This window comes from Flexithrix dorotheae DSM 6795 (assembly GCF_000379765.1).
Lineage (GTDB): Bacteria > Bacteroidota > Bacteroidia > Cytophagales > Flammeovirgaceae > Flexithrix > Flexithrix dorotheae.
The window spans coordinates 603295-629838 of the sequence record NZ_KB903430.1; the positions used below are offsets into that span (position 1 = coordinate 603295).

Annotated in this window: 27 protein-coding genes; 16 read left to right on the forward strand and 11 right to left on the reverse strand. The window is 35.8% G+C overall.

What is annotated here, in order from left to right:
• Nucleotides 1-51: 51 nt before the first annotated feature.
• Complete coding sequence (locus tag A3EM_RS45445; protein WP_083925156.1) at nt 52-1491, reverse strand: peptidoglycan DD-metalloendopeptidase family protein; 1440 nt, start codon at nt 1489-1491, stop codon at nt 52-54.
• 53 nt (nt 1492-1544) lie between these two features.
• On the reverse strand, nt 1545-1916 hold the full coding sequence (locus tag A3EM_RS0102590) for a BlaI/MecI/CopY family transcriptional regulator (RefSeq protein WP_020526603.1): 372 nt from the start codon (nt 1914-1916) through the stop codon (nt 1545-1547).
• A gap of 219 nt (nt 1917-2135) precedes the next feature.
• On the opposite strand from A3EM_RS0102590, the gene A3EM_RS0102595 reads away from it, so the two are divergent.
• Both A3EM_RS0102595 and A3EM_RS0102600 read left to right on the forward strand, forming a co-directional pair.
• Entirely contained in the window at nt 2136-2630 is a 495-nt protein-coding gene (locus A3EM_RS0102595; RefSeq protein ID WP_020526604.1) for a GyrI-like domain-containing protein, read from the forward strand.
• Between the two features lie 78 nt (nt 2631-2708).
• On the forward strand, nt 2709-2978 hold the full coding sequence (locus A3EM_RS0102600) for a hypothetical protein (RefSeq protein WP_020526605.1): 270 nt from the start codon (nt 2709-2711) through the stop codon (nt 2976-2978).
• A 12-nt stretch (nt 2979-2990) separates the two neighbouring features.
• Here A3EM_RS0102600 and gloA2 read toward each other — a convergent pair whose 3' ends face one another.
• The 3 genes from gloA2 to A3EM_RS0102615 form a co-directional block, all read right to left on the reverse strand.
• Nucleotides 2991-3380: an SMU1112c/YaeR family gloxylase I-like metalloprotein gene (gloA2, locus tag A3EM_RS0102605; RefSeq protein ID WP_020526606.1), complete on the reverse strand. Its 390-nt coding sequence runs from the start codon at nt 3378-3380 to the stop codon at nt 2991-2993.
• Between the two features lie 95 nt (nt 3381-3475).
• Nucleotides 3476-4297: a hypothetical protein gene (locus tag A3EM_RS0102610; protein ID WP_020526607.1), complete on the reverse strand. Its 822-nt coding sequence runs from the start codon at nt 4295-4297 to the stop codon at nt 3476-3478.
• A gap of 27 nt (nt 4298-4324) precedes the next feature.
• The gene (locus A3EM_RS0102615; protein ID WP_020526608.1) at nt 4325-4675 is read right to left on the reverse strand and encodes a hypothetical protein; all 351 of its coding nucleotides are present in this window, start codon (nt 4673-4675) and stop codon (nt 4325-4327) included.
• 294 nt (nt 4676-4969) lie between these two features.
• Between A3EM_RS0102615 and A3EM_RS0102620 the strand changes: the two genes are divergently transcribed.
• Nucleotides 4970-5425 carry a hypothetical protein gene (locus A3EM_RS0102620; protein WP_020526609.1) on the forward strand — a complete coding sequence of 152 codons (456 nt, stop codon included), beginning with the start codon at nt 4970-4972 and terminating at the stop codon, nt 5423-5425.
• Between the two features lie 182 nt (nt 5426-5607).
• Nucleotides 5608-6156: an REP-associated tyrosine transposase gene (locus A3EM_RS0102630; protein WP_020526610.1), complete on the forward strand. Its 549-nt coding sequence runs from the start codon at nt 5608-5610 to the stop codon at nt 6154-6156.
• Between the two features lie 73 nt (nt 6157-6229).
• Here the strand turns inward: A3EM_RS0102630 and A3EM_RS0102635 are convergent, their stop codons facing one another.
• The 3 genes from A3EM_RS0102635 to A3EM_RS0102645 all read right to left on the reverse strand — a co-directional run bounded on the left by A3EM_RS0102635 (nt 6230) and on the right by A3EM_RS0102645 (nt 9147).
• Complete coding sequence (locus A3EM_RS0102635) at nt 6230-6847, reverse strand: AbiU2 domain-containing protein (RefSeq protein WP_020526611.1); 618 nt, start codon at nt 6845-6847, stop codon at nt 6230-6232.
• 88 nt (nt 6848-6935) lie between these two features.
• Nucleotides 6936-7949 carry a threonine aldolase family protein gene (locus A3EM_RS0102640; RefSeq protein ID WP_020526612.1) on the reverse strand — a complete coding sequence of 338 codons (1014 nt, stop codon included), beginning with the start codon at nt 7947-7949 and terminating at the stop codon, nt 6936-6938.
• Nucleotides 7936-9147, reverse strand: coding sequence for a saccharopine dehydrogenase family protein (locus tag A3EM_RS0102645; protein WP_020526613.1), 1212 nt, complete (start codon nt 9145-9147; stop codon nt 7936-7938). Before A3EM_RS0102645 ends, A3EM_RS0102640 begins: the two co-directional genes overlap by 14 nt.
• A 444-nt stretch (nt 9148-9591) precedes the next feature.
• Here A3EM_RS0102645 and A3EM_RS0102650 point away from each other — a divergent pair, with 444 nt between their 5' ends.
• The 3 genes from A3EM_RS0102650 to A3EM_RS0102660 all read left to right on the forward strand — a co-directional run bounded on the left by A3EM_RS0102650 (nt 9592) and on the right by A3EM_RS0102660 (nt 11740).
• Nucleotides 9592-10395: a hypothetical protein gene (locus A3EM_RS0102650; RefSeq protein ID WP_020526614.1), complete on the forward strand. Its 804-nt coding sequence runs from the start codon at nt 9592-9594 to the stop codon at nt 10393-10395.
• 122 nt (nt 10396-10517) lie between these two features.
• Nucleotides 10518-11306 (forward strand): hypothetical protein, encoded by a 789-nt coding sequence (locus A3EM_RS0102655; protein WP_026210065.1) that lies wholly within the window; start codon nt 10518-10520, stop codon nt 11304-11306.
• A 26-nt stretch (nt 11307-11332) separates the two neighbouring features.
• Complete coding sequence (locus A3EM_RS0102660; RefSeq protein WP_020526616.1) at nt 11333-11740, forward strand: hypothetical protein; 408 nt, start codon at nt 11333-11335, stop codon at nt 11738-11740.
• A gap of 327 nt (nt 11741-12067) precedes the next feature.
• On the opposite strand, the gene A3EM_RS0102670 is transcribed toward A3EM_RS0102660, so the two are convergent.
• Nucleotides 12068-13591: a hypothetical protein gene (locus tag A3EM_RS0102670; protein ID WP_020526618.1), complete on the reverse strand. Its 1524-nt coding sequence runs from the start codon at nt 13589-13591 to the stop codon at nt 12068-12070.
• A gap of 187 nt (nt 13592-13778) precedes the next feature.
• Here A3EM_RS0102670 and A3EM_RS0102675 point away from each other — a divergent pair, with 187 nt between their 5' ends.
• Together A3EM_RS0102675 and A3EM_RS0102680 are read left to right on the forward strand one after the other, a co-directional pair.
• The gene (locus A3EM_RS0102675; RefSeq protein ID WP_020526619.1) at nt 13779-14105 is read left to right on the forward strand and encodes a Rieske (2Fe-2S) protein; all 327 of its coding nucleotides are present in this window, start codon (nt 13779-13781) and stop codon (nt 14103-14105) included.
• Nucleotides 14106-14125: 20 nt separating this feature from the next.
• A complete protein-coding gene (locus tag A3EM_RS0102680; protein ID WP_245576481.1) occupies nt 14126-14551 on the forward strand; it encodes a GNAT family N-acetyltransferase in 426 nt (141 codons plus the stop codon).
• A gap of 40 nt (nt 14552-14591) precedes the next feature.
• On the opposite strand, the gene A3EM_RS0102685 is transcribed toward A3EM_RS0102680, so the two are convergent.
• Nucleotides 14592-15401 (reverse strand): outer membrane beta-barrel protein, encoded by an 810-nt coding sequence (locus A3EM_RS0102685; protein WP_020526621.1) that lies wholly within the window; start codon nt 15399-15401, stop codon nt 14592-14594.
• 397 nt (nt 15402-15798) lie between these two features.
• On the opposite strand from A3EM_RS0102685, the gene A3EM_RS47425 reads away from it, so the two are divergent.
• The 7 genes from A3EM_RS47425 to A3EM_RS47430 all read left to right on the forward strand — a co-directional run bounded on the left by A3EM_RS47425 (nt 15799) and on the right by A3EM_RS47430 (nt 24688).
• Entirely contained in the window at nt 15799-15963 is a 165-nt protein-coding gene (locus A3EM_RS47425) for a hypothetical protein (protein WP_020526622.1), read from the forward strand.
• A 26-nt stretch (nt 15964-15989) separates the two neighbouring features.
• Nucleotides 15990-19445 (forward strand): two-component regulator propeller domain-containing protein, encoded by a 3456-nt coding sequence (locus A3EM_RS0102695; protein WP_044237072.1) that lies wholly within the window; start codon nt 15990-15992, stop codon nt 19443-19445.
• A gap of 294 nt (nt 19446-19739) precedes the next feature.
• Nucleotides 19740-21737 (forward strand): transglutaminase family protein, encoded by a 1998-nt coding sequence (locus A3EM_RS0102700; RefSeq protein WP_020526624.1) that lies wholly within the window; start codon nt 19740-19742, stop codon nt 21735-21737.
• A gap of 38 nt (nt 21738-21775) precedes the next feature.
• On the forward strand, nt 21776-22675 hold the full coding sequence (locus tag A3EM_RS41320; protein ID WP_020526625.1) for a polysaccharide deacetylase family protein: 900 nt from the start codon (nt 21776-21778) through the stop codon (nt 22673-22675).
• A 72-nt stretch (nt 22676-22747) separates the two neighbouring features.
• On the forward strand, nt 22748-23641 hold the full coding sequence (locus A3EM_RS0102710) for an alpha/beta hydrolase (RefSeq protein WP_020526626.1): 894 nt from the start codon (nt 22748-22750) through the stop codon (nt 23639-23641).
• A gap of 104 nt (nt 23642-23745) precedes the next feature.
• Entirely contained in the window at nt 23746-24204 is a 459-nt protein-coding gene (locus A3EM_RS0102715; RefSeq protein WP_020526627.1) for a thioredoxin family protein, read from the forward strand.
• Between the two features lie 109 nt (nt 24205-24313).
• Complete coding sequence (locus A3EM_RS47430; protein ID WP_157637711.1) at nt 24314-24688, forward strand: hypothetical protein; 375 nt, start codon at nt 24314-24316, stop codon at nt 24686-24688.
• A gap of 85 nt (nt 24689-24773) precedes the next feature.
• Here A3EM_RS47430 and A3EM_RS45450 read toward each other — a convergent pair whose 3' ends face one another.
• Nucleotides 24774-26417 carry an ATP-binding protein gene (locus A3EM_RS45450; RefSeq protein ID WP_020526630.1) on the reverse strand — a complete coding sequence of 548 codons (1644 nt, stop codon included), beginning with the start codon at nt 26415-26417 and terminating at the stop codon, nt 24774-24776.
• Nucleotides 26418-26544 lie beyond the last annotated feature (127 nt).

Here is a 26544-nt window from a genome sequence, read left to right on the forward strand (position 1 = left end):
AAATCTGGTTGGTTGAATTTCTAAATCTTCTGTAGGCAATAAAGCAATAGTTTAATACTGATTTTCAAGCACTTCCACCTGACTTCCGAAAAAATCTTTTGGGTCTACTTTTTTATCTCCTTTTTTGATTTCGTAATGTAGATGCGGTTTTACCGACAAGCCAGTGGAGCCAACAGTGCCAATAACATCCCCTTTCTTCACTTCCTGCCCTTCTTCCACTAAAATTTCTGATAAATGAGAATAGAAAGAGGAAATTTCTTCATCATGCTCCAATTCTATGCTGTTGCCATATCCCTTTTTACTTACCTCTGTTTGAGCAACTTTTCCATTAGCAGTAGCAATTACCGGAGTTCCTTCAGGAGCGGTAAAATCTACTCCTGTATGCATCCTTTTTACTTTTAGGATAGGGTGAAATCTCATTCCAAAACCTGATCTAACTTTTTTGAACCCTTCATCACTTAATGGGAAAATATCTGGAATAGCTTTTTTTGGAATATGAGGGGAATCTTCTACTAATACCTCAGGCAATTGTAAAACTGCAATTTCCTTTTCTTTTGGTTTTAATTCCTGTATTTCTTCTTCACAGGAAAAGCAGGCTAAAAGTCCTCCAATGAGGGGAACTGCAATAAAGTATTTAAATTTTTGCATAGGTTGAATTGGATTCTGATTAATTTTTTGAATTCTTGTTTTTATGGGAATATTGGCAAAGTGATTCGCCAATACACCTTTTTGCTGCCGGATAGCCATTTTCAAAACCAGTTTGAAATAATTGGAAACGCCATACTTCTGTGCAGTCTGCTGATCGGCAATATATTCGTGGTTTTGCTCAATAGCTTTTTTATAAAGTCCTAAAATTGGATTGAACCAAAAAACTACCCTGAGCATTTCTACCAACAAAATATCAAGTGAATGCCATTCCAATACATGTACTTTTTCATGGGCTATTATCTGAGATTTTTCCTCTTCTTTTAATCCTTCCGGATTCAGGAAAATCATTTTGAAAAAAGAAAAAGCATATGGTTTATGTTTTATTTCTATAAGGTAATAGCTTCCCTTCCTGGTCACTTTCCCATTTAATGCTATTTTCAATATGCTGAAAATGTTCCTTTTTAAACTGAGAAATGATATTACATAACCAATAAGGTAGACCGCAAGCCCTATCCAGAAATAATAATAATCTGCGCTTCCTGAACTTTCTGCTACTGGCAAATTTTTAGACGGGGCAGCTTTCTCCCACATCAGATAGACGAATTGATTTTCAACTGCCTCAACCATTTCCCCTGACTCCGAAATAGATGCGGAAAAAACTTTGCTAAATGCTGTGGAATCAATTTCCAAAACAGGAATTAAGAAACTGAGCCCAAGTGCGATCAATAAGAAAAACCTGTTCCACTGGGGTAAACCTGCAGATTGCAAAATCCATCTGTAAAAAAGATAGAATACAATGAGACAACACGCTGAGGAAAGGGCGTACAATAAAAAGCCATTCACTGTGAAAAATTTTAAATGGATAAGAAGGGTTTAGGATGTTAAACTAAGTAAGATTATTTGTCAATCTTCCCAATGATGTCCTTAATTTCCTCAATCTCTTTCTCGCTGAGTTCCTCTTCCTGTACCATAAAAGAAACCAGTTTTTCATACGATCCCTCAAAATAATTGCTGATCATATTTTTAAAGGTAAATTTTTTATAGGCTGACTTGGAAACTATGGGGAAATACTCATGTGTTTTACCATAAGCTTTATGATCTACAAAACCTTTTTTCTCCAAAATCCTCACTACGGAGGAAATAGTATTATAAGGCGGTTTTTCTGGTGCCATCTTAGCAATGACATCTTTCACAAAACCCTTTTTAAGATCCCAGAGGATTTGCATCACCCGCTCCTCTGTTTTTGTAAGTGCTTCTAATTTTTTCATAAAGCAAACATATAACTTAATTTTAAGTTTTACAACTAATTTTTACGTTTTAAAACTTTTTGTGCAGTTTTAGAAATTAAAAACTCACTTAAAACACTAATAATCAAACTACTAAAACTAACATTTTTTTTATTCTGAAAACGCTAAATCCATTAATCCAGAAAAAATATATTTATTAAAATCTTATTTTACCTTTACCATTAAAAATCGACATAACCGATGAAACCAAGAATTGAAGAAATTACCGCCAAAAAATTGATTGGAATGCGCATAAAGACTTCTTTGGCAGAAAATAAAACTGCCCATCTTTGGCAGAAATTTATGTCAAGGAAGGATGAAATTAATAGCCAAAAGAATTCTGGATATTTTTCTGTACAAATATTTCCGGAGGACCTGAGTTTTAAGGATTTCGATGATAAAGTTATTTTTGAAAAATGGGCGGCAGTGGAGGTAAAAGATGTGGACAAAATCCCTGAAGATATGGAAACACATACTTTATCCGCAGGGAAATATGCAGTTTTTGTCCATCACGGACCAGTAAGTGCTTTTGGGGAAACACTCAATTATATTTTTGGAATTTGGTTACCAAATTCGGATTACTTACTAGACAATAGGGAACATTTTGAAATTATGGGTGAAAAATATTTCGGTCCAACTCATCCCGATTCTGAGGAAGAAGTCTGGATTCCAATTAAAGACAAGCTCCCTGAATAAATTTAGCCTATGGATTTACCTGCCCCAAAAAAATCCGGGATCAGCTCAAAATATTTATAGGCAGGTATTTACCCAATAATGAAAGGAAGGCTTTTGCGTTGGGAAGGCATGAAAGCAAATGAATTCGAAGTATTATCAAAGGAAGACAAGGTAAAATTGGTTCAGAAATATGGTGAATTTCTGGAGGAAATACAGCATTATAACCTAAAGATTTTCCTTTATCATATCGGGACACTTTTGGTTGAAATTCACTTTAGTCCTCACCTGGAAAAAGTGATTGAGGTGAATTTGGCAAATAATGATCGTTTGCCTGATTTTTCAAGAGTGGACATTTCAAGCCTGATTTAATAGATCTTCAATTTAGGACTGATAAAGTTCTACTGGCAATTGATCAGGATCAAAAATAAAGGTGAAAGATTTGCCTGTAACCGCATCTACCCTAATTGGTTCATAGCTAATATTTTTTGCGGCCAGCTGTTCCACACTTTTCTGAATATCATCCACCTCAAAACAAATATGCCTTAATCCGGCTGCTTCAGGCTGAGTCAATCTTTCCGGAGGATTGGGAAAAGAAAACAATTCAATCACATAATTTCCATTCAGCCCAAGATCAAGTTTGTAGGAATCCCTTTCTTCCCGATAAACTTCCGAAAGGATTTCCAAACCAAGAATTTCTGTATAAAATGCTTTAGACTTTTGATAGTCGGAAGCAATAATGGCAATATGATGTACCTTGTTGATTTTTAGCATTAAGTACCCGTACTTTTTTAATGTGGAGAAATTACATCTCAGTATCAATCAGTTGTGGCAAATTAAATATAGGATAGTTATTTCTATCCAACCACTTACAATAAAATAATCATCAATACAAAAACTCTGTAAAGTACCCACGATAAAGATGCAATCCAATGAATTTCTAAAATTTTCACCCTTCGCATATGCTCTATCAACATGAAGGAAACCACTCCACAGAAATAAGCTAACAATATAATTTGTGGAATTTCAGGGTAAAAACTACCTGCTAGAATTGCAGGAATTAACAACACAGCTCCGATTAAAGAAACGGTCATCATATTACCCAAATAATGGACAATTCTGTCTTTCTTTAGGAAAAACATCAATGCACCTTGCCACAAAATTGGTCCTCCGCAAATCAGTAACTCTCTTCTAAAACTTCCCTGTGAAACCAGGTGAACAAGCAATTGGGCAAAAGCCCCCACTATCCAGGAAATGAATAGCCAGACTAAACCAATATAGAGCCATCTGTAAGTCAGACTAAAATCGGGGGTACAGCTATTTGGTTCTTCAAAATGCTTCCCAGGAGCAATTACTTTTCTATTCAGGGAAATAAATGCATACACTTTGTCTATTCCAAAGCGAAAAATTTTGTTGGCAAAAAGCGACTGGAAAATAGGGAAGCTATTCCCGATAATTTTGAACAGGCTATCCTTCCCATAAGTCACTTCCTGGGAATCGGTATTAATCAGGGCGATTTCATTGCAAGCCAGATGCATATCTATCTGAGGGGGAGGATTTTCCATCAATTTATGATAAGGAATTCTCCCATTTTTATCCAACATTTCAGTTTTGATGAATGCCCCGGTGTACAACTGGCACATAGGGCATTCTTCATCATAAACAATCACATGGTTTTTGAGCGTATTCATTGTTGAAAGGTTCTGGGGTGGTGTAAATCAATTTAACACTGCTTTTTTTCGCAATCGGAAAAACACGAAAAGATTGAAGAAATGCATGGCGCCCAGGATTAGAATAATCCCTCCAATTTTCACACTCAGTACTTCAATCACCAGTTGGTAATTGGATATCACTTCCATGATTTTCAGGGTATAAACTGCATAGCCAATATTGATCAGGTAGAACCCAACCACCAGTAATTTGTTGACACTATCCGCCAAAAGCTGATTGCCATGGAAAATATCCAGTAGGAAAATTCGACCATTGTTGAAAAGTGTTTTCGCTACCCAAATGGTGAGAGCAATGGTAATGGGTAAATAAAGTCCGTAAGATAAAATAGTAAAGTTCATAGTGGTAAGTTTTTGCTTAAATTTTTCAAAACTTTCAATTTTTATTGAAATTTATCTTTAAAAATAAAGTCATCTTCAAATGGATGACAAATATTGATACGCAACAAAAATACAAAATGTTTTTAAATTTTCAATTATTTTTGAAAGTTTAAAAATAAACAATTTTGAATTTGAAGGTTGACAGTTGCAAACTTTAGCCTGCGGCCGAGAAAAAATAATGGTTTAAGTATAAGCGAAGCAACTACTTAAACCTATAAATAAAAGTAAGTTTGTAACTTACGAAAAAACCAGTAAATGAAAATAAAAGAGAAAGCATTAGAAATAACCCAATTAGAAAATAAGATTATAATCAATGACAGAATGGAGTTTCAATGGAAAGAAATTCTGATTTTTGCCATTCCCCTACTCGCCATTACCCCATTTTTAACAGGCTTAATCATCAGTTTTGTCATATCTGCCCTTGGAATTTTAGCCTATATTCTATTTCGGTTTTCCGCATGGGTATTTTATCAAAGAATTATTATCGACCTGGAACAGACAAAACTCACCGTGGAAAGGAAACTGATAAACAAAGTCATCTCTAAGAAATTAATCACTAAAAAATACAAATCCGAAAACTTCCACTTCAAAGCCCTTACCCGAAGTGGCATGACGAAATATTTATTTTCCTACAAGGAATTCAAAAGCTATGATCTTATGATTATCCAAAATGAAGCTGATGTGAAAAAAATTAAAGAGGCTTTAATGTAATGGTTTCTGGCAGTTTCAAACTGCCTTTTATTGTAAGGCTAAAGTTGCAAACTTTAGCCAGAGGGAAAAAACTGGTTTAAGTATAAGCGGAGCGGGCGGCTACTTAAACCTACTAATAAAAGTAAGTTTGTAACTTACGTTCCAGGCATAAAATTTTGACCTAAGAATACAGTTTTCTTAGTATGCCTTCAAAATACATTATAAACAATCCCCAATCGCTCCACTTCATTACATTTTCTACGGTGCAATGGGTAGATGCTTTATCCAGACCGAGTTATAAAGATATCATTATTGAAAGTCTTCGGTACTGTCAAAAAAATAAGGGATTAATGCTTTACGCCTATGTAATCATGAACAATCATGTCCACCTGATTGCTTCCGCAAAGGGAAATTATAACCTTTCAAATATTCTTCGTGATTTAAAGAAACATACCAGCAAGAAACTATTTGAGGCAATTCAAAATAATATTCAGGAAAGCAGAAAATCATGGATGATGTGGATTTTTAAAAGTGCAGGTAAAGCCAACTCAAACAATAAGTATCATCAACTTTGGCAACATGATAACCACCCTATCGAACTTAGTTCTAATCATTTGATACAGCAAAAATTAGATTATATCCATCGAAATCCGGTAAAGGCAGGAATTGTTTACGAACCCCATCATTATATTTATAGTAGTGCTTTTGATTATGCCGGAGGTACTGGTATTTTGGAAATTGACTTTCTTTAATGGTTTTCGGCAGTTACAAACTGCCTTTTATTATAAGGCTAAAGTTGCAAACTTTAGCCAATGAGGATGTACTTTACTTTTTGCGATCAATTCGAAGTTTTAATAATTCTAATTCTTTAGATTGTAAATCCACCATCCTTTTTATATGTCGTTCAGCAATTGTAATTTCTGGTATTATATCAAATTTAAAATCCTCATCTTCTAAACAAAGATAGATTTGTCTGATAATTTCTTTTGCAGTACTCAATACTCTACCAACTTCGTCTAAAGTTAAATTATTTTCAGAAAAAAAATCTGAATTAATATTATCTTGATGAGCATAAAGTTTATCTCTTAAGTTTTTTAATGAACTAATCGATCTTGAATTTATAGCATTTAGCATGTTTTTCAATTCAAGTATTTTCTCTTTTGAAATTTTATTATTTATTTCATTTTTATTATTCTCCAACAAGTTTATCAATTTAAACAAATTATATTTTTGGCTTTGATTATTTATAACAAGTTTATTTAACTCAATAACCAGCATATAAAAATAAGAATACTTTGAAAAACGTAGGAAATCAGAATTAAGGATTATTCCGGCATGGTCATCATTTTTGGGTTCATGTAAATACCTAGTAATAAAATAAGCTCTATTAGCTATTCCTAAAATTTTTACTATTCCTTTCAGTTTGCTCTTAATTTCATTCATTTCTTAAATTTGAAAATTTTTTAGCCATACCTTTTAGCAAAAACTTAAGATTTATTATTAATTTTTCCAATAAAAGTAAGTTTGTAACTTACGAAATCCCCTTCAAAATCTGGACAGCCTCCTCCAACATCTCATCTGTAAAATCAAGATGAGTTACGAACCGGACGTGTTGCGGGCCGAATGAAACTGATTTTATGCCTTTTTGCTGCAGTGTAGCGACCATTGTAGCGGAATTTTCTACTTCAAAAATGACTATGTTCGTTTCCACTGGCAGGACGTCTTTTACAAAAGAGAGCTGTTTTAAAGTGGCTTCTAGTTCCTTTGCTTTTTGGTGGTCTTCTTTAAGTCTTTCAATGTTATTTTCCAAGGCATATAAACCTGCTGCTGCCAGATAACCGACCTGCCGCATTCCCCCTCCAAAAACTTTTCTTATTCTTTTGGCTTTTTTCAGGTTTTCATTTTTGGTTAATAGCACCGAACCGATTGGGGCGCCTAACCCCTTGGAAAGGCAAATGGATATGGAATCGAAATGTTTGCCATAATCAGCCGGACTTTCCCCTGTTTCTACAATGGCATTGAAAAACCTTGCCCCATCCAGATGCAATTTCAATTGGTTTTCCTGACAAACCCTGGCGATTTTTTCTATTTCAGAAAGTTCGTAATAGCATCCTCCCCCCTTGTTCATGGTGTTTTCCAAAGCCACCAGACTGGTTTGTGGGAAATGCACATCATCCGGATTGATATTTTCTTCTACCATTTTGGCGGTAATCCTTCCCCCGTCGCCATCCAGCAATCTGGTGGAAATGAGGGAATTATAAGCAATTCCCCCACCCTCATAATTATAAATATGAGATTTTTTATCACAGATCACCTCATCCTGTGGCTGGGTAAGCATCCGAATGGCAATCTGATTGGTCATAGTTCCGGAAGGACAGAAAAGTCCGGCCTCCATTCCGAACATTTCTGCCAGATTTTTTTCCAGTTTACGTACCGTAGGATCTTCCTCAAAAACCTCATCCCCAACTTCAGCCGACATCATAGCCTGAAGCATTTCAGGAGTTGGTTTGGTGAGGGTATCACTCCTCAAATCAATCATAATCATGCGGTAATTCCGGATTTATTTCTTCATTCCAGGGCAACCCATGAATATTCAATTGTTCCATAAATGGATCAGGATCAAATTCTTCCACATTGAACACACCTGGTTTCATCCACTTCCCTGTCAGCATCATCATGGCGCCAATCATGGCTGGAACACCAGTAGTATAGGAAACCGCCTGTCCTTTCACTTCTTTGTAAACCTCACCATGGTCACAGTTGTTGTACACATAAAAAGTCTTATCCGCTCCATTTTTCACACCTTTTATCTGGCAACCAATGGAGGTTTTACCGGAATAGCCTTCTCCCAGAGTACCTGGCTCTGGTAAAACTGCTTTCAAAAACTGAAGGGGTACAATTTCTTGTCCTTCGTAAATAATAGGCTCGATACTGGTCATGCCTACATTTTGCAATACCCTCAGGTGGGTGATATATTCCTGCCCGAAAGTCATCCAGAATCTTGCTCTTTTTAAGGATGGAAAGTTTTTGGTAAGTGATTCCAATTCCTCATGGTACAACAAATAAGATTCTTTTGGGCCAATTTCCGGATAACTAATCGGCTTGTGAAATTCTAATGGTTCTGTTTCCACCCATTTTCCATTTTCCCAATATTTTCCTTTTTGGGTAATTTCTCTGATATTGATTTCCGGGTTGAAGTTGGTTGCAAAGGCTTTTCCATGATCTCCGGCATTACAATCTACAATATCCAGGTAATGCATTTCATCGAAATGATGTTTTTGGGCATGGGCAGTAAATACACCTGTAACGCCCGGATCGAAACCACAACCTAAAAGTGCCATCAAACCTGCTTCCTTAAATTTATCCTGGTAGGCCCATTGCCAGCTGTATTCAAACTTAGCTTCATCAATGGGTTCGTAATTAGCCGTATCCAGGTAATGTACTCCGGTTTCCAGACAGGCATCCATAATGGTCAGATCCTGATAAGGCAGAGCCACATTGATCACCATTTTTGGTTTAAAAAAATTGATTAGTGCCACCAGCTCAGGAACATTATCCGCATCTACCTTGGAAGTTTGTATTTCTACACCATGCATTTCCTTCACAGTTGCGGCAATGGCATCACATTTGGAAACCGTTCTGCTCGCCAGCATAATATCACTAAAAACATCATTATTCATAGCACATTTATGCGCTACCACACTGCCTACTCCTCCAGCTCCAATTATTAAAACCTTACTCATTTATCTCGTTTTTTAAATCAGTAGTCTGACCACAATTTTAAGAAACTAAAATACATGCCATAACTACTTGGTTGTAAGTAAAATAATTCTCAATTAAATTAGTCCAGGGACTTACTTTTAAAAATAAAATCTCCCGAAAAATCCTTTCACTTTTCAGGGGAATACAAAACAATAACTTTTTAAGAAAATAAGAAATAAAACGAACAAATCTTCCCCTAAAAATTGGAAGACCATTTTTACCTAAAATTAGTTGAATTAACTATCAGGATTCAGAGAATGTTTGCATTTTACCCAATTGGTCTCAAAAAACAATACTTAAACAAGCCTTAGCACCGACAATATTTCTTTACAAATTCAAATATTTTTTTTAATTTCATTAAGGGTGGGAAGAGAATATTTTGACTACTAAAAAAGACCTCATTTTTACCGAAAACTATTATACCCATGAAAACCCAAAAATTACAATACCATTTTACCCTCCTTCTATTGCTGGCCCTCCCTGCTTTGGGCGTTTCACAATCCTTCGATAATCCTGATTTTAAAGCATTGGAAGACAACAAATGGCGGGTAAGAGATTTTAATTTTATGTTTGGTGCTGACCTAGATGTATATGATAAAATGTCCATGGATTATATCAGGGAATATGCCATTACCGACCAGTTTTTTGATATTGATTTAAGCAATGCCTCAGAGGAGGTATATCAGGAGGTTGTTGGTGGTATGATTAGTTTCAACCTGACCTTTTCCCAACCCTATAAAAACAGAAAAATAGGTCAGGAATTCAGAGTGGGTGTGGACGCCACATTGGGAAGAGAAGCGATGGTAGAATATTACGATAATGAGAAAGAGGATTACCTGAGATATACTTATTGTACCATGCAAAATGTATATTCATTGAGTGCATCCTATCAATTTAGGTTCAGTACTTATAATTCAAAATTTAGCTTTTACACCGGAATAGGAGGTAGAATAGGCACTACTTCAAATAGCCAGATTCTTTTAATCGCCTCCGAAGGCAATCTTCAATATGCTGCTGGTGATTATTATGCAAAAGCCAGAAATGCACAGTTTTACAAAGCATTTGCCCCACTGGGTTTTGATTTTGCCCTGTCCAAAAGAATTATGTTCAACACTGAATTTCGATTTGGTGTTGGTTATGAAAAGGTTAATTCCGGGAAAGACTATTTCATCAATGAAAGTTGTGGTTTTCAGTTCGGGTTGAGGTATAACTTATTCAATTATTATTAATCAGATAAAATTAGGACTAAATCTTACGAGAAAGGCTGTTTTTTAATAAATTGGGAGTGAAAAATAAAGGAATTAAAAATCCGGTTTTTCTCTCCCATTTTTTATTCAATCATACTTCATCAATGAAACGCATTCACCTATTTGAGTTTGAGGATTACCCCTGGTTTCCCAATATGCTACGCACTTGTATGACCAGGTATATCATGGCTTTCCACAAATTACTTGGTTCTGCAGAAGAACTTTCTGAACTCATCGCCCGGGCATTTAAACATACCAAAAGCCATAAAGTAATTGACCTTTGCTCCGGTGCAGGCGGACCCATGTTAGAGGTTATTCAAATACTTAGGAAAAAACATGGAATCAACGATTTGCAATTCACTTTCACAGATTTGTACCCTAATTTAAAGGCTGCAAAAAATATTAATGGTAATGGAGACTCGAATGTCACCTACCTCACCGAACCGGTAAATGCTTCAGGTTTGGGAAAAGATAACGATGGGGTTCGCACCATGGTTTGCAGCATGCATCATATGAAACCCGACATTGCCCGGAGTATTTTAAAGGATGCACAAGAAGCCAGACAACCTATTTGTGTATTCGAAATTAGTGATAACAGCTTCCCCGCCTGGATTTGGTGGATTGCCTTTCCCATTAATATCATCACGACTTTGTTATTGACTCCTTTGGTACGGCCAATGACCTGGCAACAACTTGTATTCACCTATATCATCCCAATTCTTCCCATTTGTATTGCCTGGGATGGGGCTGTTTCCAATGCCAGAACTTATACACTAAAGGATATGGATATTTTGCTGGAGGGATTGGAATCTGAGCATTACCAGTGGGAAAAAGATACGATTAAGGGCAAGGCTAAGAAATTGTATTTGCTTGGGCTTCCGATTGGGGCATGAACTGATTGAAATTAGAATTTCAACATATGGAAACATGTTATCATTTTAGTGTTTTGAAAGGTTCTTGGGGAATTTCAATTTCCCTTAAAGCTGAATTTGTCCCTTTTCATTTCTCGAAAAGTGAATCCACTTTTGTAACAAAAAATATTCAGGTAATATTCAGTCCAGAAATTAAACTCCTACAGGATGAAATCCAACTTTTAGTAAAAGGTATAAAGGAATATGAAAAACAAATTATAGAAAATGTAAGATATAAAGAAATCGGAATTCGAATTAATGAAATCGATTTTGCTGAAACAGACTTTCAATGTGAAGCTTTGTATTTTGCGGTTATTGGCTGGATTTGCAAAACTTTAAATCTAAATGAACCTGAAATTTCTGTGCTTTTTGATAATCAGAAGAATAAATATTTAATTGAAATGGTAAACAAATAGTAAGCCCAATCAATTTCAACAACTTTAATGGCCAAATAAGAAAATTTTCTTTCTGTTTAGCATTTGTCATTTTTCCAATCGATGAAAAATGATGAAAAAAGTCTCTGCCTTCAAAAAGGTTTTCCACGATATGATTTCCTGGACCTGAATAATTTCCCCACTATGGACTTGAGATATGATCTCGTATCTATTACCTTTTCCCACCTTGGTTTGAAGGCATTTTTTTAATTCAAATAGCCTTCTGACTATGGTTTAAGTATATAGCGAAGCAATTACTTAAGACTTTTCATAAAAGAAAGTTTGTAACTTTCCTGAAGCGTTAAAATTTCAAAAATCTTCATCTTCCTCGTCATCTTCAAAATCTGATGGCATGGAAAACATACTGCTGAGCAAATCGGAAAAGTGCATTCCGTTAGTCAGGATTTTTTTGCTTAGCATGGAATATTCTGCCAACCCATGCAGGGCAAATTCCATTAAAAATACCTGCTCGGATTCATCCATTTTTTTGAACTTTTGCTTCACCATTTCCTTCAGTCCTGGCACTTCAAATAATGCATTTTTATATTCCTGATTGCTGGCTTCATTTAAAATATCCAGTGTTTCCCCATCTCCAAACCAATCTAAAATGCGCTTATAAATATTTTCCTTCTTTTTTTTCTTTTCCTGTTCCGGGTTTGGAAAATAATTCAGAAATTGAGTTCTGAAAGCCTTACCAATCAGGTTTTGCGCCACAATACCAGCACCTTCCTGCTCACCTTCATATACTAATTCTACTTTTCCGGTAATAGCCGGAATCAATCCCCAAAAATCAGAAACTCGAATATGTGTTTTTTTATCTCCATTTAACAGCGTTCGCCTTTCTGCTCCGCTAATCAGGTTTTCGTAAGCAGAAATCGTTAACCTTGCCGAAACACCGCTTTTCTCATCGATATATTCGCTGTTTCTGGCTTCAAAAGCAATTTGTTCCACCAAATCTTTTGCTATTTCATTGGAATAAACCAGGGATTTTTGTTCATCTTTAATGTGAGCCTCCTGCTGGGTAATTTTCTTCCCGATTTCCAAAGTTTTCGGATAGTGGGTAATGATCTGACTATCAATCCTGTCTTTTAGAGGTGTTACAATACTTCCCCTGTTTGTATAATCTTCGGGATTGGCAGTAAACACAAACTGAATATCCAGTGGCAACCTCAGTTTAAATCCCCTGATTTGAATGTCTCCCTCCTGTAATATATTGAATAAAGCCACCTGAATTCTGGCCTGCAAATCAGGCAACTCATTAATCACAAACAAACACCGGTTAGAGCGGGGAATCAGGCCGTAATGAATTACTCTTTCATCAGAATAAGGCAATTGTAAACTAGCAGCCTTAATAGGATCAACATCACCAATTAAATCCGCAACCGAAACATCGGGAGTGGCCAGTTTTTCATTATACCTTTCGCTTCTGTGCATCCAGGAAACTGGCGTTTCATCTCCTTTTTCCCCAATTATGTCTCTTCCAAATTTGGACAGTGGCCTCATGGGATCATCATTCAGTTCAGCTCCTTCTATAACCGGAATATATTCATCCAGTAAATCAACCATTTGCCTTGCCAATCGGGTTTTTGCCTGTCCTCTTAATCCAAGTAAATTGATATCGTGCATGGAAAGAATTGCTCTTTCCATATCCGGGATAACGGTTTCTTCATAGCCGTGAATCCCTTTAAAAACCTCTTCTTTCTTTCGGAGTTTCTCAATTAAATTTGATCTTAATTCCTGTTTAATTGATTTAGGAGCATATCCGGAAGCTTTTAATTCTCCTAGTGTTTTTATTTGTTTGAGTTTACTGTGTGGAATATCCGAGTATTTCATGTGAATTAATTGAGTATCAATACTAATTTAAGAGGAGAAACAACATTTCTATATCACTAACCACCGCCCTGTCTCCAAATCAATTTCTTTTTTGTATAATTATAAAAATATTTTAGGTAAAACACCCGAATAAAGACAAAAGTTTGAAAAAAACTAAAGTCCGGAAAAGACAGTAAGATTGTGGTTTATGAATTGGTATAAAATTTTTGAATCGGAAAAAGATGCCAACAGGGAAGTTCCCGAACGAAGCATTATGCGTTTAAAAATAAAGGGGAAAGCCATTAGTTTTGCCCATACAAAACACGGCTATTTCGCTGTGGATGACGAATGCCCGCACCTTGGGGAATCTTTAAGCAAGGGCACCGTAAATTACCTCAATGAAATTATTTGTCCCTGGCATAGCCATCGGTTCCATATGCAAAGTGGCACAGAATGTAAAGGCAGGTCTGGAGATTTAAAAACCTATAAAGTGGAAATTAAGGAAGATGGGGTTTTCATTGGTATGGATGATTGATAAGTTTAAAATTGTGGAAATTGGAGATAAAAATCAGAACAATTGAAGCGGGCGAAACCTGGCCCTTGAGACAGAAAGTAATGTGGCCCGACCGTGAAATATCTTATGTAAAATTGCCAAATGATGAGCAGGGAATTCACTTTGGCTTATTCTTAGATACACAACTGACTTCTGTAGTTTCCCTGTTTGTAGATCCTCGGGAGAAAAGTGCACAGTTTAGGAAGTTTGCCACGCTCCATTCATATCAGGGCAGAGGACTTGGCTCAAAATTGCTCAAATACATGCTGGATCAGGCGGAAAACATGGGAATTAGTATAATCTGGTGTAATGCCAGAACCAATAAATCAGGTTTCTACCAAAAGTTTGGTTTCCAAACTACTCATAAACATTTCGAAAAGGGAGGAATCAGTTACGTAATTATGCAAAAAAAGGTGCCAGTTCGCTGACACCTTTGAGGATATATTTGGTTATGCTAAGTCTTCAGGTTTAATACCTAAACTTATATCTTTTGTTACTTCTTCTTCTTTTAACTTTCACAGGGTTATCCATATAAAATCCTTTATTCCAAATAATATATTGAAACTTCACGGTGAACATCCAGTATAAGTCATCTGCATCCGGGTTTCCTCCGGCAATAAATTGAGGAGATTCAAAATCAGGAGCAATTGGCTTTGATCGGATGGAATTGTGATAGGAAATTGCTTCAGCGCTTAAATCATTCACCGGAATGGATTTTCTGCTTACCGCATCCAACTGATCAGTATCTGTGATTCTCAACGATCCGTCCAGTACAATGGCTATTTGTGGAGTGGCTAAAAACCTTAGCCCAAAACCAACTGGTAAGATAAGTGCATATTCAGGCATGGCCATCGCTTCAGGCTCCATTTTATACAAATTAGTATAGCCATTAGGCGTTTTACCTTCCGGGTCTACCTTAGTGACACCAAGCCCCACATAGGTAAAAGGCTGAACAGTTTTGGTAGGAACTGTGAAATTTAATCCTGCATAAGCGTCCCACAAGTTGGCTCGAAAATCTCTGTTCCTGCTCATTACATGATCCTCAGCATATAACTGATATATGCTGGCTCCTGCTTTAATTTGCACCACGTTGTTAAAGTGGTACCAGGTCTCAAAATTCGCAGCCGGACGAATAGTATTTATACCAGTATTACCCAGATCACCAATATAACCTGATGCCCCCAATCCTCCTGAAATACTCCATTTGGCCTGAGCTGATGCCTGATAAAATGTAATTGAAAATAAAAAAATGAAAGCAATTAGTAGTTTTTTGTACATTTTTTTCTCTTTTATAGGTTCAGTTATATTTCTTTATTTACCTGGATAATAAAGAATTAGTTAGGAAAATACTTTCTGTGGAAAGTCTTTTCTCATTTCCCAGTATTGTTGGTAGATAGTATTTGTCTGAGACAAATCTTAGTTTAATTGAAGGATTTGTTCCTTATCTAATAAAGATACAAAATCTTAAAAGTTAGTTGGGGATTTTAGTAAAATGAAATAGTATACTTAAGACTTTTCTAAATGTTGGGTAAATATAGAGGGATTTGCAATTGAGGTCAAAGAAAATAAAGTTATCAGGTGTTAATAAATTTAAACTCTGGCAATAAATATATGTTTTTTTTAAATTGCAGTATTATTTTTTTAACCTGGCAATTAATATAACATTAGATTTTATATGAAAAAACCAAAAATTAAATCAAACTTACTAGATCATTTGGATTTTCAAAGTGAGGGAAAAGTGAATAAGGAGGAATCGAATATTAAAGATTATCTTGAGAATGTAAAAGTTTTTAAAGTAAAGAAAAGCCAGGAGGGGAATGACAAAGGAGAGGAGAAATAGGCTATAATCCCTTATCTGGAAATTTTATGTTCTCCTCCCATTTATTAGAATTGAACAGGGCTTTAAAAATCTCCAGGTTTTTACTTTTTGCCGTTTTTTGGATAGCTATCCATTCCAGCTCAAGTGCCCAGATAGCGAGATTTGAACATATCACTACAGAAGCAGGTATTTCTTACAATACTATAAATGCTATAGAAAAGGATAATGCCGGTTTTATGTGGTTTGGAACGGATAATGGCTTAAATCGGTACGATGGCTACCAATTTAAAATTTATAATCATAACCCTTCAGATTCTACCTCCCTTTCTGACAATAGAATCAACGGAATCTTAAAGGATAAAGATGGAGATTTATGGATAGCTACTCTAAATGGGCTCAATCTTTATCACAAAAAACACGATCACTTTCAACAATTTTTAAAAACAAAAAATCAGGAAAATTCCTTAATGGAAAACCCCGTTTCCTGTCTTTTTCAGGATAGTAGGGGAATTATTTATATTGGTAATAACGTAGGGTCAATTCAGACTTACCACAAAAAAACCGGAACATTCCGGGCATTTCCTTTCCCAGATAAAAACCCCGATTTTAAATTTGGCAGGGCCAACATTGAAGAAATAGTAGAAGATAAAAAAGGAAATTTAATTATCGGTACTTCTCTGGATGGATTGTGGTATTACGACTATAACCTAAAAAAAATATCACTCTTGCAGGTATTCTTGAGAGATAATGAGGACAACAAAAAGCCTTTAAAAAGGATTAGATCACTTAGGCTTGATGATAACCAAACACTTTGGATTAGTACAATGGTAAATGGAGTAATTACATTTAATCTCCATTCAAAAGAAACCCGGTACTTTACAAAAGAAAACTCAAAATTAAAATCAAATTTTATGGTTTGTTCCGAAAAGGCGGGCCATAACATGTGGGTGGGAACAGATGGCGGTGGTTTATATAAATTTAACACCTCTACTTTTGAAGTGGAAGTTTTTAATTATGATCCGGGAAATCCATATAGCATAAATAACAATGTGGTCAGAACTATCTATGCGGATGAAATCGGAAATATATGGCTGGGCACCTATACGGGAGGAGTTAATTTACTGAAGAAGTCCTTTAAGGAATTTGGGGCGGTAGATTTAGGTAAATATTCAACAGATGAATTATCCTATCAGTCATGTCTTTCTTTTTATGAAAGATCGAATGGAAATTTTTGGATAGGAACGGATGGCGGGGGCATTGTAGAAACAAATGATAAATTCCAACCAGTTAAATTTATAAGTAAAAATGAGGGTTACCCTACCGGAATTTCTCACAACGCAGTCATTACTGTTCATGAGCATGGCCAATTTCTATGGGCAGGGACCTATCTTGGGGGATTAAACAAAATTAACCTCACTACCGGGCATACAGAATTATATACCAGAGAAAAGGATCAGAACAGGAAAATTTCACATAATATCATTTGGGATATTAAAACGGATAAAGCAGGCACCTTATGGGTGGGTACAAATTCCGGTCTTAATCGTTACAATCCCAAAACCCAAAGTTTTAAGGCTTATTACCCCGGATCTTATGAATCCAATTCTGTAAAGGTAATTTGTCCGGATGCATCCGGGCATTTATGGTTGGGCACACAGAATGGATTATTTTATTACGATTTTAAGGAATTTCAACAATTTGCTCCACCCACGCTCAAGGATAAGGATTTTAAAATTCGGTCAATCTATCAGGATAAAAATGACATGTTATGGCTGGGGACACACAATATTGGACTTTTCAGGTTTGACCCTAAGGAAAAATCTTTTAAAGGGTACTCAACCGAGGATGGTTTGCCCAATAATATAATCGTAGGAATACAAGAAGATGAAAACGGAAATTTATGGATCAGCACTGGAAATGGATTAAGCCGGTTTAATCCCAAGCACAATACTTTTAAGAATTATTTCATACACGATGGATTACAAAACAATCAATTCAACAATGGAGCAGATTTAAAAACCGGCTCGGGGAAACTTCTCTTTGGAGGTATAAATGGATTTAACGTTTTTCATCCTGACAGCATTTCCTATAACCCGAATCCACCACCTGTTTCCATTACCAGTTTTAAAATTTTTAACAAGGAAAAGGAGGATATTGAGCAGCATACGGCTATCTATAATCAAAATATCATTACCGTGGATACCATTAATTTGAATTATGATCATTCCGTATTTACCTTTGACTTTGCCGCATTAAATTATTCCAACCCCAATCTCATTTCATACGCCTATAAGCTGGAGGGTTTTGATTCCGACTGGCAATATGTGGGCAGTAAAAACTCAGCTACCTATACCAATCTGTCTCCAAAAACCTATATTTTCAGGGTTAAAGCTGCCAATTCTGATGGCATTTGGAATGAAAAAGGGAAATCTGTTATTGTGATCGTAAAGCCTCCTTATTGGGCAACTGTTTGGTTCAGGCTGGGACTGGCTACTGTAGTCCTGCTTACAATTTTTTGGTTTTATCAGAAGAAATCAAAAGATATCGCCAGAAAACATACTGAACTCGAAAAAAAGGTGGAGGAAAGGACCACAGAGGTTACTGCTCAAAAGGATGAGATTTCTAAGCAAAATACCATTTTACAGGAGAATAAGGAACAACTCAACCAACAATATCTTGAATTACAAAGCACGCTTGAAAAGCTAAAAAAAGCACAATCTCAGATTATACAATCGGAAAAGCTGGCTTCTCTAGGGGTACTCACAGCCGGGATTGCCCATGAGATCAATAATCCTGTTAATTATATAAATAACGGGATTGTCGGGCTTAAAAAAGTACTGGATAAAATCATAGAGGTTTCAGAGAAATATGATGAAATTAACCAAGAAAATTTCGCAAAACAACTGGAAGATATTCAACAATTTAAGGAACAAATCCGGTTTTCCTTCATGCTGAAAAAAGCAAAAGAAGTAGCTGATAATATCGCGCTGGGGGGGACAAAAACAGCTGAAATTGTACAAAGCCTGAGAACTTTTTCCCGTTCTGAAGCCCCGGATTTCAAATTGGAAAACCTCCATCACAGTATTGATTCAACACTTTTATTGTTGAATAATGAGTATAAAAACAGAATTGTGATTCATAAAAAATATGGTAAGATTCCGGAGATAGAATGTAACCTGGGCAGGTTGGGCCAGGTATTTATGAACCTGATTTCCAATGCCATACATTCCATTGAAAATGAAGGAGAAATCACAATTAGTACTACAGGATACAATGGGTTAGTTGAAATAGGGATAAAAGACAATGGTTGCGGTATCCCCCAGCATATTAAAGAAAAAATATTTGAACCATTTTTCACTACCAAGGATATTGGGCAGGGAATGGGATTGGGTTTGTCCATCACCTTAAATATAATCAAGGAACACCAGGGGGAAATAGATGTGTATTCCAAAGAAAATGAAGGCACTCAATTCCTGATAAAGCTTCCGGTAAAACAGGTTTAATTTCCAAAATACAGCAATATCAGTATTCCTAAAAAATTCCGGAGGGATATTTTACGCACAAGCAAAAGCTTACCACTTAATGATAAGTCCATTTCGTATTCTTTAATCTCGAAAATGGATTAGATTAACCAAATAGTACAAATTATTAGTTTTTTCGTTATTAACCAGTCAAGTATTGAAACCTAAAACTACATTGAATTCAAAAATATTTATATACAAAACATTAATTTACAAAATTTCCATACTGTACTTAGGAAAAGTCCTAAAGGCTAATTGAAATAATTAAAAACAACAATGAAAATTTTTACCAGTGGTGTGCCACTTCCAGCTTTATTAAAGATTAGTTTTACCATATTCATTTTCTTTTTAAACCTCAGGAATTCAATCGCGGATAACGAAATTCCTGAATTTGGAAAAATCACCAAAGAAGAAATATCAGCAAAATATTATGAGGAAGATAAATCTGCTGAAGCAGTATATTTATATGACATAGGTAATGCCAGATTCCTTTACACGGGTGATCAGTTCCAAATTATTTTTGACAGAAGAGTCAGAATCCAAATATTCAAGAAAGAAGGCTTCGAACAAGCTAATATTGAGCTTCCCTACTATGTGGAAGGCTATAGCTCCAAAGAAGAAATTAAGGATATAGAAGCTTATACCTATAACCTCGAAGAAGATGGGGCTATAAGAAAATATGGCATTCAGGAAAATGAAATTTACAATGAACAGGCTACTGAAAAATGGCATATCAAAAAATTCACCTTTCCGAATATAAAAGAAGGTTCGATTATAGAATATAAATATTCGGTGATTTCACCCTTTATTTTCAATTTGAACGACTGGCAGTTTCAATACGAAATCCCCGTAAAATGGAGTGAATTTTTTGTAAAACTTCCTCCTTTTTTCGAATATATGATGACTGCAAAAAATGTAGGAAATTTTCATATTAAAAATCAGGAAGAGGATCGGAAACGAAAAGAATTTAGGGGTTATGAATATAAAGACATGAATTTCAGGTGGGTAAAAAAGGATGTTCCGGCCTTCAATGATGAAAGTTATATCACTACAAGGAAAGATTACCTGGCCACCATGGAATTTCAGTTGAGCAGGGTGACTTATCCGGGCCAGGGAACTCATAAATATTTGGAAAGCTGGGATAAAGTGGCTAAAGATTTTTTGCTTCTTACCGATTTTGGGAAAAACATGGGTAAGAAAAATTCCAAAAAAACGGTGGAAGAACTTATTAGGGGTTGTAAAACTGAACTGGAAAAGGCCAGGAAAATTTATGATTACGTAAAGGCAAATTTTAAATGGAATGGAAAAAAAAGAATGATTCCCGAAAATTCTACCAAACATTTCCTTGAAAAAAAAGAAGGAAACAGTGCTGACATCAACCTTGAACTACACAATATGTTATCAGTGGCCGGGTTGGAAGTTAAACCGGTGCTTATAAGCACTCGTGATCACGGGCAAATCAACAAAAATTATCCTTTTATAGACCGGTTTAACTACCCTCTTGTTTATACAAAGGCGGAAGGAAAAGAATATTTACTGGATGGCACCCACAACTTATTACCTTTTGGTATGCTTCCCGATTATTGTATGAATGGGCAAGGGCTAATTTTGGATAAAAAACAATTACTTTGGGCAAACCTGGACAGAGGGACAAGTTTTAACACCGGCACTATCGTTTCCATGAGAATTGACATGGAAGAGCAAAAAATACTCTCTACTGTCAAAAGAAAGGCATCTGGTTATGCAGCACTCTATGAAAGAGGGTTATTGACCCAGAAATCGCAAACTTATAATGAGGAATTAAGTGCACTAATCATGAAAGATTTGGTAGTGAAAGATTTGGAAAACATTGAAGCTCCGCTTATTACCACTTTTAAATTGGAGGAAGAATTTGACGAAAATCCGGATATGATTTATATCAGTCCTTTTATGCTGGATGTAATTGAGAATAATCCTTTGAAGGCAGAAAAAAGGACTTATCCTATAGATTACGGATACAGAAAAAATCAGAAATACCAATTCTCTTTAGCAGTACCAGAAGGTTACGAAATTCTCGAAATCCCCGAAAGAAAGGAATTCACTCTTGAAGACGGATCAGTTTCTTTTTCCATGGTAAGTCAGAAAGATGATATTTCCGGAGTAGTTCAGTTGATAAGTTTCTTTGTCATAAAACAGCCTTTGGTAGGACCCGAACACTATTCAAAACTCAGGGAAATTTATACACAACTTATCAGTTCCCAGAGTTCTCACATTGTATTAAAGAAGAAAAAATAACCCTTCAAGGTTAGCTGTTTTTTTGACCACAAAAATTAATGCTTAAATTAGCTATTCCGGAAGCATCAATTTTTGTGGTTTTATTTTTTTACTTATTAAGAGTACCAATGACACCCATCCTTAAGCACCTTCTTTGGACTGTAATATGTGTAAGTCCTTTATTTTTTCTTTCCTGCAATCAAAAAAGAGAAAATCAGCAAACAACAAAAAAATTTACCTGGCCCGACAACAAGAAGGCCGCTATTTGCCTCACTTATGATGATGGCATGCAAACACACCTGGATCATGCAATTCCCCAATTGGATTCCTTTAGCCTTCCAGGAACCTTTTATTTAAATGCTGTTCAGGCCAGAGATATGGTAGTTGGATGGAAAAATGTGGCCACATCGGGCAACCATGAATTAGCTAACCATACACTTTTTCATCCCTGCCCTGCAGATATGGGCTGGAAAAAAGAAGTTGCTACAGATTTTTATACCAAAGAAAAAATCCTGACGGAAATTGCAGGCATGAATACCTTGCTGACAGCCATTGAGGGAGTGGATAGGAAAAGAAGTTTCGCTTTTCCCTGCAACAATACAACTGTAGGTGGGGAATCATATCTGGAAGATTTAGAAAAATCCGGACTGATTTCTTTTGCAAGAGGTGGAGGAGATAATACCAGTATCATCACTAATGTAGCAAACCTGGACCCCTTCCATGTACCTTCATGGCCTGTTCCTGAAGGAAGCAATGGTGCCACACTAATTACTCATGGAGAAAAAATTCTGGCAAGTGAAGGGTTTGGCATTTATCAGTTTCATGGAATAGGCGGGCAATGGATTAGCATTTCAGACGCTGCCCATATCAGTTTTCTCACCTGGTTAAAAGCAAATGAAGACCAAATTTGGGTGGGCACCTTTTCAGAAATCATGACCTATATCCAGCAATTTAAATAATCAATATTCTATTTAATTTAAATCATTTCCCTAAATTTAGAGATTTCCTAATTTCACCAAACAAACTTTTTTATGTTTTCCATAAATAAAACTTTCAGCGCCCTTACTTTTTTTATCCTGTTATCTCCCCTTTTAGTTTTTGCACAAATTCCCAAGGGAAAAGTAATTGAAAAACAAAAACATTCCAGCAGCATTTTGGGCTATGATGTAAACTATTCCGTTTACCTCCCGGCAGATTATGATCATTCGGAAAGAAGTTATCCTGTTGTTTATTTATTGCATGGCTATACCGACAATGAAACAGCCTGGGTACAATTCGGGGAAGTGGACAGAACAGCTGATCAAGCTATTGCCAGTGGAGAAATTCCACCAATGATAATCATTATGCCGGATGGTGGCGTCACATTTTATATTAATGACCACAAAGGAAAAGAAAAATGGGAGGATATGTTTGTGGAAGAGTTTATTCCCAGCATTGAAAAGAAATTCAGGATTAGAAGTAAAAAAGAATTCAGGGGAATAGCAGGGCTTTCCATGGGTGGCTACGGTTCGGCTATTATGGCTATGAAACATCCTGATATGTTTGCCGCAGCGGCTCCTTTTAGTGCCGCCTTCTTCCCAAGTGAAGATTTTGCCAAAATGCCTAAGGAAAATTATGACAGAACCTTTGCCAAATTATTTGGTGAAGGTTTAGAAGGAGAAGATAGAATTAATGCGCATTTTAAAGCAAACAGCCCTTTTGAAGTGGCCAAAAATAATACGGAAGCAATTAAAAAAGTGAAATGGTATATTGACTGTGGAGATGATGATTTTCTTTATAAGGGAAATGATCAAATGCATTCACTATTAAGAGACCTTGAAATTCAACATGAGTACAGAGTGAGAGATGGAGCACATACCTGGTCCTATTGGAGAACACATATCATCAAAGGATTAAAATTCATAGGGGAAAGCTTCCATCGATAGAATAATTCTAACAAAATTGTGCATTAGTTTGGTTAACTTTAAATCAGAATAAGCGTTATTGAATAAAATGCGTTTATTCTGATTTAATTTTTTTACTTATTAAAATGATTTCCCAGCTCAAATCAATTACTACTCTTACATTAGCCTTTTTTTTATTTGCCTTTTTTACCCCTGAAAATGAAGTAAAATGGCTTATGGATTATGATCAGGCCAGGCTTGAGGCCAAACAAAACGACAAAATCATCTTGTTGTATTTTTCAGGATCTGACTGGTGCAAACCTTGTATCCAATTGAAAAAAGAAGTTTTTGAAAGTTCAGATTTTAAAGCATTTGCGGAAAATAAGTTCATTCTGGTTCAACTTGATTTCCCCAGACTCAAGAAAAACAGGTTACCTGCTCCACAGGTAAAGCACAATGAATCGCTGGCCAAAAAATACAATCCCAAGGGAGAATTTCCACTGGTTGTTTTGCTCAATTCTAATGAAGAAATAATAGGCAAAACCAATTACAATGGAGCTGGAGCAGACGCCTTTATTTCCACACTAAACGCTTATTTGGAGTAAAATCTCTTCCACTCTTTACTCCTTCCCTTTCACGGATTTTTTGTTTCAAATCCTGCTTAAAAGCATTTTTTAGCCATATAATAAATGGTTAAACTAAACAAGAGGAGCCATGTTACCAGCAATCATTTTTTTCTCAGGATTTGTATTTATCGTCATAGGAATTATTCTATTAAATACACCAGATATTTTCAATAATACAATCAGGTATTTTATTGATAAAAAACTCATGTGGATAGCCACTTTAAGCAGACTTGGTCTTGGTATGATATTCATGGTTGGTGCATCATACACTCAACTTCCCGGTGCAATTTTCTTCCTGGGTATGTTAATTTTTACAGCAGGACTTCTCATTCCAATATTTGGTAAAAAAAGAATAAAATCCATAGCCGGCTGGTGGATTGAAAAATCAGGAAAGTTGAAAAGAACAATTGGCTTATTGATGGGAATAATCGGAGGAATTATCACCTGGTCCGTTATTTCATAATCCGTATAAAATAGGAAAGGATGGAAGCCAAATCTTTCCATCCTTTTAAGTAATGCTAATCAATAAAAGTATCAGGCTTCAAACCCTATACCGGTACTTCATTTTGTTTTACAGGAAGCAAAATTTCGAAACAAGCCCCTTTTCCATCCAGATTTTCCACCTGGATACTCCCTTTTAAATTTTGAATGATCCCTACGGAAATAGATAAACCCAGGCCTGTCCCCTCTCCTACATTTTTAGTGGTAAAAAATGGTTCAAAAATCTTATCCTTCACGTCTTGCGGAATACCTTTTCCGGAATCAATTATTTTTATACTGACGTAATCTCCGGGTATCGAGTTATGGAGAAATTGGTGCTCATTTACCACCAAACTCCATTTTTCTTTTTCTAAATGTTGGGTAATAATTTCAATTCTACCTTCTCCCTCTATGGCCTGAATAGCATTCATGAGAATATTCATAAAAACCTGATTAAGTTTTCCGGGAAAACATTCTACCAAAGGCAAATCGCCATAACTCTTCTCAATTTCAATAATATTTTTATATTTATTCTTTAACAAAAGCAGGGTAGATTCCAAACCCTGATGCAGGTCAGCTTCCTGCAAGGAAAGGCCATCAGTTCTACTAAAATTCCGGAGTTCTTTTACAATTTCCGCTGTTCGGTCAGCCCCCACAGAAATATCATTAGCCACTTTTAAAATCAAGGGAATCAGTTCTTTAAAGTTCCTGGAGCCTTTTAACCGGATGAGCTTCCTGTATTGTTCGTCAAAGTTTTCTTTATTTAGTTTATCATATTCTTTTGCCAGAATAAAGAAATGATTTAGTGTTTTCCTTAAACCTACAATTCCAGCACTGATAAAATTAACCGGGTTATTTATTTCATGGGCTATTCCCGCAGTTAAAAAACCTATGGAAGCCATTTTTTCTGTTTGAACCAACTGGGCCTGAGCCTGTTTTAGTTTTTCAAAAGCGGTTTTCAGTTCAACATTTTGAGCATTTAATTCATGCTGCTTTTTATTCAATTCATCATTTCTTTGTTGAAGATTAAATCGACTTTGTTGTAAATCCGCATTCTGATTTTCAATAAGAGACTGTTTTTCTATAATTTCTTTATTTTTTTGCTTCACTTCATTTACCAGTTTCCAGTAACCCACCTCCGATTCAAAATTGCATTTTTGCATAAAATACAGGCCAGACAGAAAAATGATAAAAGAAATCAGGTAGGCAAAAAATACAATTAAGGGGGTTTTGAAAACCTGTGGATCAATATCGGTTTCAAAAAAGTGATTAAACTGGTTTTGAGTACATAACACCAATACACAAAAAGCGGTAGTGCTCAGGAGCAGTCTTTTTTCCCTAATATCAGCCAGAAGCCATGGAAATATTAAAATCGCACATTGCCCAATAAAAAAATGTGAATTGAAGGGCTCGCCAGCAGGAACAGTATATCCATGAAAAATGGCAGACAATAAAATTCCACTGACAATCAGGAAAGTTCGGGAACTTACATGAAAGCCGTAATAATTCAGCAGATACACTAATGATGCAAAAATACAGGCGAGTACTGGTAGGAAAATTATTTCAGGAAACCAGATTAAACTATAAAAAGTATAGAATAATCCTATCCCAAACATCACCAGTGTTACCTGATTGGAAATTTTTATTTTATCATTAACATACCCACCATTTTCTTTTTTCAAGCCAATGCTGAAAAGATCGGTGAATGACATAAATTGTTAGTTGCAAACAAGCAGATGCCCTATTTTTATTGTAATGATTTGGATATTTACCGAAAAACGTTCTTTTTGGAATTCAAAAATCCCTCGCAAACCGATAAACTTAACAATATCACGGTTT